This is a genomic window from Aquibaculum sediminis (assembly GCF_040712085.1).
Lineage (GTDB): Bacteria > Pseudomonadota > Alphaproteobacteria > Kiloniellales > DSM-21159 > Aquibaculum > Aquibaculum sediminis.
This window is the reverse complement of record NZ_JBFCVK010000013.1, coordinates 69,082-75,492: the sequence shown is the minus strand read 5'-3', so window position 1 is coordinate 75,492 and position 6,411 is coordinate 69,082. Positions and strand designations below refer to the sequence as shown.

4 protein-coding genes and 1 pseudogene are annotated in these 6,411 nt (G+C 68.7%); all 5 read right to left on the bottom strand.

All coding sequences use genetic code 11. The features are described 5' to 3' along the window. Positions 1-533: 533 nt before the first annotated feature. Positions 534-2,228 (bottom strand): annotated as a pseudogene (locus tag ABZ720_RS17175) (polysaccharide biosynthesis protein); the annotation flags it as partial. Between the two features lie 120 nt (positions 2,229-2,348). Continuing rightward, a complete protein-coding gene (locus tag ABZ720_RS17170) occupies positions 2,349-3,467 on the bottom strand; it encodes a right-handed parallel beta-helix repeat-containing protein (protein ID WP_366556755.1) in 1,119 nt (372 codons plus the stop codon). 2 nt (positions 3,468-3,469) lie between these two features. Next, entirely contained in the window at positions 3,470-4,645 is a 1,176-nt protein-coding gene (locus ABZ720_RS17165; RefSeq protein WP_366556754.1) for a DegT/DnrJ/EryC1/StrS family aminotransferase, read from the bottom strand. Continuing rightward, entirely contained in the window at positions 4,642-5,739 is a 1,098-nt protein-coding gene (locus ABZ720_RS17160) for a GNAT family N-acetyltransferase (RefSeq protein WP_366556753.1), read from the bottom strand. The genes ABZ720_RS17165 and ABZ720_RS17160 overlap by 4 nt, the downstream gene beginning before the upstream one ends. 11 nt (positions 5,740-5,750) lie before the next feature. Next, positions 5,751-6,383 (bottom strand): sugar transferase, encoded by a 633-nt coding sequence (locus tag ABZ720_RS17155; protein ID WP_366556752.1) that lies wholly within the window; start codon positions 6,381-6,383, stop codon positions 5,751-5,753. Positions 6,384-6,411 lie beyond the last annotated feature (28 nt).

The following is a 6,411-nucleotide window of genomic DNA, read 5'->3' as shown; positions in this document are numbered from 1 at the left end:
CCGCCGACGACATCCTCGCTTCCATCGAGCGCTTCTGCCTGCGAAACTGCCCAGAGCAAGCCAATCAATGATTAGAACTTCTGAACCAGGACACTAGACAAACCAACGGCCGCCGAAGCGGCCGCTGGGAACTTCGATAAGGACGGACCTGTCCCGATTTACGGCGGCGGCACCGCCTCCTCCCGCCGGGCACGCAGGATGATCTGCTTGAAGCTGCGCCCACTGCCGATGCGCCGGCTGCCGGACTTCTGTGCCGCGCCGGCCTGCTTCTCCTTCTGACGGACCAGGGCCAGGCGCGGCGGCGGAGGGGCCAGTTCCAGGGTGCCGGGCGGCGCTTCCTCCTGCGCCTCCTGCAGACGGGCCTCGGGCATGATCTCGCAGAGCGCCGCACGCAGCTCGGAAGCGTCATCCGCCTGGCAGAGCGCATGGAGCTGCTCCAACTGCTGCTGCAAGCTCTCCCAGGCCGCGTCGCGCGCCCGGGCACGCATGATCTTGGGGTGCGCGGTGGGCGCCAGCGCCTCCTGCGGGTGAAAGAGCTCCTCGGTGAGCTTCTCGCCGGGACGCAGGCCGGTGTAGGCAATCCCGATGTCCTCCCCCGGCAGCAGGCCGGAAAGCTGGATCATCTGGCGCGCCAGGTCGGCGATGCGCACCGGCTCACCCATGTCGAGGACGAAGATCTCCCCGCCCTCGCCCATGGCCGCTGCCTGCAGGATCAGGCTGACGGCTTCCGGGATGGTCATGAAGTAGCGGGTGATGTCGGGATGCGTGACGGTGACCGGCCCGCCGCTTTCGATCTGGCGCCGAAACAGCGGCACCACGGAGCCGGCGGAGCCCAGCACGTTGCCGAAGCGGGTGGTGATGAAGGCGGTCTGGCTGCGCCCGTCCAGCGCCTGGCAGTAGATCTCCGCCAGGCGCTTGCTGGCGCCCATCACGTTGCGGGGATTCACCGCCTTGTCGGTGGAAACCTCGACAAAGGCGGCGACCCCGAACTCCACCGACAGGTCGGCCACGGTGCGGGTGCCGAAGACATTGGTCTCGACCCCGGCCACGGGATTGCTCTCCACCAGCGGCACATGCTTGTAGGCTGCCGCATGGACCACGATGTCCGGGCGATGGCGCTCGAAGACCGCGCGCAATCGCTGCCGGTCGCGAATATCGGTCAGGCTGGCGCTGAAGCTCAGCCCGAAAAAGCGCTCGCCCACCTCGCGCTCGATGGCGTAGAGGTTGTATTCGCCGCTATCGAGCAGGATCAGGTGTCCGGGGCCCTGGGCGGCAATCTGGCGCGCCAGCTCCGAGCCGATCGAGCCGCCGGCACCGGTGACCAGGATTGTCTTGCCGGAGATGAAACGCCGCACCGCCGCCGCATCGATCTCCACCACTTCACGGCCCAGCAGATCCTCGAGCTGCACGGCGCGCAGCCGGGCGATGCCGACCCGCCCGCTGGCCAGTTCCGACAGGCGCGGCAGGGTGATGCAGGGCACCTTGGCCCGGGCGCAGGTGTCGTAGAGGCCGCGGATCACCCGCCCGGGAGCCGACGGCATGGCGATCAGCACCACATCGACTCCCGGTCCGCGAAGCCGCGACGCGAGCTGGCCGAGATGGCCCAGCACCGGCACGCCATGCAAGGTGCTGCCCTGCTTCTCCCGGGCGTCGTCAAGGATACCGACCGGGCGATAATCCTCCTGCTTCAGCAGATCGCGGATCAAGAGGTCCGCCGCCGAGCCGGCGCCGAGGACCAGCGCCCGCTTGCTCTGCTCCGGGCGGTGGCGGCCCTCGACCGACCAGCGCAGCACGATGCGCGAAGCGGCGAGGCCGCCACCGAGCAGGGCGGGATAGAGCACAATCGCCGACCGCGGCACGCTGGGCAGTGCGCCCAGGAAATAGAGCACCAACACGCCCGCGACACTGCCCAGCGCCACGGCCTTGAGAATGCACATGAGGTCGGACAGCGAGACGAAGCGCCAGATCCCGCGGTCCAGGCGCAGCAGCAGGAAGGCCGCGCCCTGCAGCGGCAGCATCACCAGCAGGAAGGTGCCCAGCGCCGGGGTCAGGACACGCTCGAAGGTGCCCAGATTGGCCGTCAGCCAGAAGGCGAAGAAGGCAGAGGCCAGGACCCAGAGCATGTCATGGGCAAAAGCCAAGACGTTGCGCCCGCTCACGCCGGCGAGGCTGCCCGAAAGCAGGTCGGCCCCGCCACGACCGGGCAGCTGCACCACTCTCTCTGTCATGGCAATCATCCCTTCTCGCAAGGCATAGGGGTGGGCGCCGGGAGCAGGCAGCCCCAGCGCCAACGGCGATACTCGGATTGACGATGGACGTCGGTCAGGCAGCCGGCGGGCGCGGCCGCCTCAGCAGGTCACGTCCGACTGCGGGTCCAGGCGCGGCGGCGCCCTGGTTTCGATGCGCGCATGGGCCGCGGCGGTTCCCTCGGGAATCTCGACCCGCACGCAGGCGAAGGGACCGCGGTTGCCGTGTATCAGCACCAGATCGTCGGCAATCCCTCGGCCCTCGAAGCGCATGCGGTTGCGCCCCTCGAAGAAGTTGTTGGTGATGACGCTGCGCAGCGGCGCCTTCGGCAACAACAGGGGCTCGGGCCCGTTCGGTTGGCCGTAGTCGTAGCGCTGCCAGTAGGGCCAGTTCTGGATCGAGCGGCCGGTCACATCGCGGAAGAGGTTGCCTTCCACCAGCAGCGTGCTGTTGGAGCGCTGGGTGATGGCGTGCAGCAGCGGGTCGTGGAAGCGGTTGCCGCGAATGAACATGACGCCGGACTGCTGCGGCCGCGAGACCACATTGCCGTTCTGTCCCACCTCGACGCAGTGCCGGGCGCAGCGCACGAAGAGATTGTCGAAAACCTCAGTCAGGCCGACATTCTCCTTGGTGGAGATGTCGTGGTTGTACATGCCGTTGAAGACGTTGTCGGATATCCGCACCGTCTCGACGATGTGGATCTCCAGGCCGTAGTCCTCGGTGCCGCCGTAGTTGGTGGCGATGCCGTTGAAGATCATGTTCTCGACGATCAGCGCCCCGATCCGCACCGGAACGATGGTGCGCACGCTGCAGCCGTAGGGATTGGGATGCCCGCGCCTGAGCGCCGGCACCGCGCAGCGCAGGGTCAGCCCGTCGAGTTCCACCGGCATGATCTCGCCGTAGTGGCCGGGCTCCAGGATAACGACGGAGCAGGCCGGCAGCTTGGGCAGCAGCGGCGGCAGGCTCTGGGAGTCGACGTGGTAGACCTCCGGTTCACTGCAGGGCGTCACCTGGGAGGGGCGCTGCGCCAGGTTCTGCCAGACGGCCGGGTCGCTGGCCTCCAGCGAGCGGGGCGTGACCTGCAACGCGGCGCGGCGATGCTCACCGCAGGCCGAGAGCGGCAGCGAAACGAGCAGCAAGGCGGCCAGCACCAACAGGCCGCGCAGGCTCCGGCCCCTCATCCTGTTGGCCCACTCCGACGGCACCGGCAGCAGGGCCATGGCTATCCCGCCCTCCGGGTGACGCTCTGCCCTGCCTGCTCCTCCCGCAGCAGGCAATTGCGCGCTTCCGCGGCCACCCGCTCGACCGTCGCATCGCTCATGGCGCTGCCCGAGGGCAGGCAGAGGCCGTTGGCGAAGAGCCGCTCGGCCACCGCACCGCCGTAGCAGCGCGCGCCGGTGAAGACTGGCTGCAAGTGCATGGGCTTCCAGACCGGCCGGGCCTCGATGCCCGCCGCCTCCAGCGCCAGGCGGACCGCCTCCCGATCGCAGCCGGCGCGCTCGGGATCGATCAGCAGGACAGTGAGCCAGCGCGAGGCGCGGCTACCGCCGTGGTCCAGTTCCGGCATGAAGGTGACGCCCGGCAGATCACCGAGCGCGGCGCGATAGCGCCCGAAGATCGCCCGCCGCCGGGCCACGCGCTCCTCGATCACGGCAAGCTGGGCGCAGCCGATGGCGGCGGAGATGTTGCTGAGGCGGTAGTTGTAACCGACGCTGCGGTGCTCATAGTGCGGCACCGGCTCGCGCGCCTGGGTCGCGAGTTTGCGCGCCGCAGCGATCAACGCGGGATCCTCGCTGGCCAGCGCGCCGCCGCCCGACGTGGTGATGATCTTGTTGCCGTTGAAGGAGTAGGCTGCCGCCCAGGCACCCTTGCCCGCCGCACGCCCCCTGTAGAGGCTGCCCACGGCCTCGGCGGAATCGCAGAGCACTGGCACCTCATAGGCATCGCACAGGCGGCGAATGGCATCGAGATCACAGCTCTGGCCATAGATGTCCGTGGGGATCACGGCCTTCGGCAGCTGCCCCCGCCGCGCCGCGTCGCGCAGGGCCTCCTCCAGCAGGCCGGGATCCAGCGTCCAGGAAGCCGGGTCGCTGTCGAGAAAGACCGGTTGCGCCCCCTGATAGATCACCGGCGCCACGCTGCCGATGAAGGTCAGGCTGGCGGCCCAGACCTCGTCGCCCGGACCGACCTCCAGGTGGCGCAGGGTCAGGTGCAGGGCGGCGGTGCCGCTGCTGACCGCAACGCAAGGCATCCCGACGAGGTTCGAGAAGTCCTGCTCGAAACGCTCCAGCATGGGGCCGCAGGGCGCCACGTAATTGCTGGCCAGCGCCGCCTCGATCAGCGCGCCCTCGGTTCCGGCAAGGTGCGGCGGGGAGAGAAAGACCTCGAACTGCGTCATGGGCGGGACCCTTGGTGCGGGGCGATAAAATCGGGCGCGCGATAGGCGGGAAAGAAGCCCTCCCCGTCCGGCAGCGCGCCGGCTTCGCTGGCAGGGAGACCGGACAGGCGGGCGTAGCGGGCGGGATCGACGATCATGCGCAAGCTGTGGAAGGTGGCGCTGTGCTTGGAGAAGCCGGCCTTGAAGCGGTAGAGGCTGTCTTCCCGCCCGCCCAGGCCACCGCCGAGGTGAAGCACCCGCGCGCCTTGCGCCCGGAAGTGAAGCATTGCTTCGTGAAACAGCAGCTTGGCCGGCGCAGCCGCCATAGCCGCCGAGGCGGTGCCGCCGAGGTGGTACTGGACGATGCCCCCGTGACGCAGAAAGAACGCCGCGCTCGCCGGCCGGCCGTCGGGATCGAAGACGGCGTGGAGCGATGCGCCCTCGCTCAAACCCTCCCGTAAGGCTTCGAAGTAGGCTTCCGGGAAGTGATAAAAGGCACCCGCCCCGGCCCGCGTCATGGTCTCGGCATAGATCTCGCGAAAGGCCGGCAGCAGCGACCAGTCATCCGCCTGGTAGCGCCAGCCCGCATGCTTCAGCGCGTTGATGTTGGAGCGAAAACGCGATCGAATGGCCGACCAGAGTGTATCCTCGCTGAGGTCCAGTGGCACGAACACCGTCGGACCGTGCGCCACCAGCCGCCCCACACTTTCGGCCGCCTCCAGGCAAGCCGGGGTGCTACGCAGGGGATGCAGGCGAAAGAAGGCGGCAATCACCCCGGACTGGGACAGCAGGCTGCGCAAAGCTTCCCAGAGCGCCCGCCAGGTGGCCGGATCGTCGGTGGCGGCCAGCGGTGCGGGATAGCCGTAGGGGCTGCAGGCATCCCAGCCGACGTGGCCATCGGGCAGCGGCCGCAGCAGCAGGGGTACGCCCATGCGCTGCCCCGCCGCCTCGACGAGCGCGATGCACGGCTCCCCCTCTTCGACCAGGCCGCAGGCGCTGAGGTAGCCGGCCTGGTGGTAGCTGTCCGCCTTGCACTCACCCAGCAGCGCCTGCCAGGCGGGATGCTCAGGAGACATCAGGCTGCCGGCGCCGCTCTCGACCGGGTGCAGATCCATGCGCTGCGCCCTCACCCGCGCGAGCCGGTGAACCAGGGCATGGTCGCCTCCTCGCCATGGCCGATGCCATCACGCGCAAAGACCCGCACCAGGGTGCGCAGCAGGATCTTGACGTCGACGAGGAAGGAGCAGTTGTCCACGTACCAGAGATCGAGCGCGAACTTCTCCTCCCAGGTCAGGGCATTACGGCCATTGACCTGGGCCCAGCCGGTGATGCCGGGCTTCACGTCGTGGCGGCGCATCTGCTCGGGGCTGTAGAGCGGCAGGTACTCCACCAATAGCGGCCGCGGGCCGACGAGGCTCATGTCGCCGCGCAGCACGTTCCAGAGTTCGGGCAGTTCGTCGAGGGAACTGGCGCGCAGGAAGCGACCCAGGCGGGTCAGCCGACGTGCATCGGGCAGGAGCCGGCCCAGGGCATCGCGCTCGCCGGTCATGCTGCGGAACTTGATCAGCAGGAAGGGCAGGCCGAGGAACCCGGGTCGCCACTGCCGGAACAGCACCGGCGTCCCGATGCCGATGCGCACCGCCAGCGCCACGCCCAGAAGCAGCGGACCCAACAGGATCAACCCCAGGCCGGCGCCGGTGATATCCAGCAGTCGCTTGCCATGGCGGCGATAGAAGCCGCGTCCCTGTGCGGTGGACATGGCGGAACCTCCTTTAATGAGAACGGCA

Excerpts from the sequence above, each read along its gene's own strand:
- ABZ720_RS17165 (WP_366556754.1), bottom strand. The coding sequence starts at position 4,645 with ATGACGCAGTTCGAGGTCTTTCTCTCCCCGCCGCACCTTGCCGGAACC.
- ABZ720_RS17155 (WP_366556752.1), bottom strand. The coding sequence starts at position 6,383 with ATGTCCACCGCACAGGGACGCGGCTTCTATCGCCGCCATGGCAAGCGA.
- ABZ720_RS17160 (WP_366556753.1), bottom strand. The coding sequence starts at position 5,739 with ATGGATCTGCACCCGGTCGAGAGCGGCGCCGGCAGCCTGATGTCTCCT.
- ABZ720_RS17170 (WP_366556755.1), bottom strand. The coding sequence starts at position 3,467 with ATGGCCCTGCTGCCGGTGCCGTCGGAGTGGGCCAACAGGATGAGGGGC.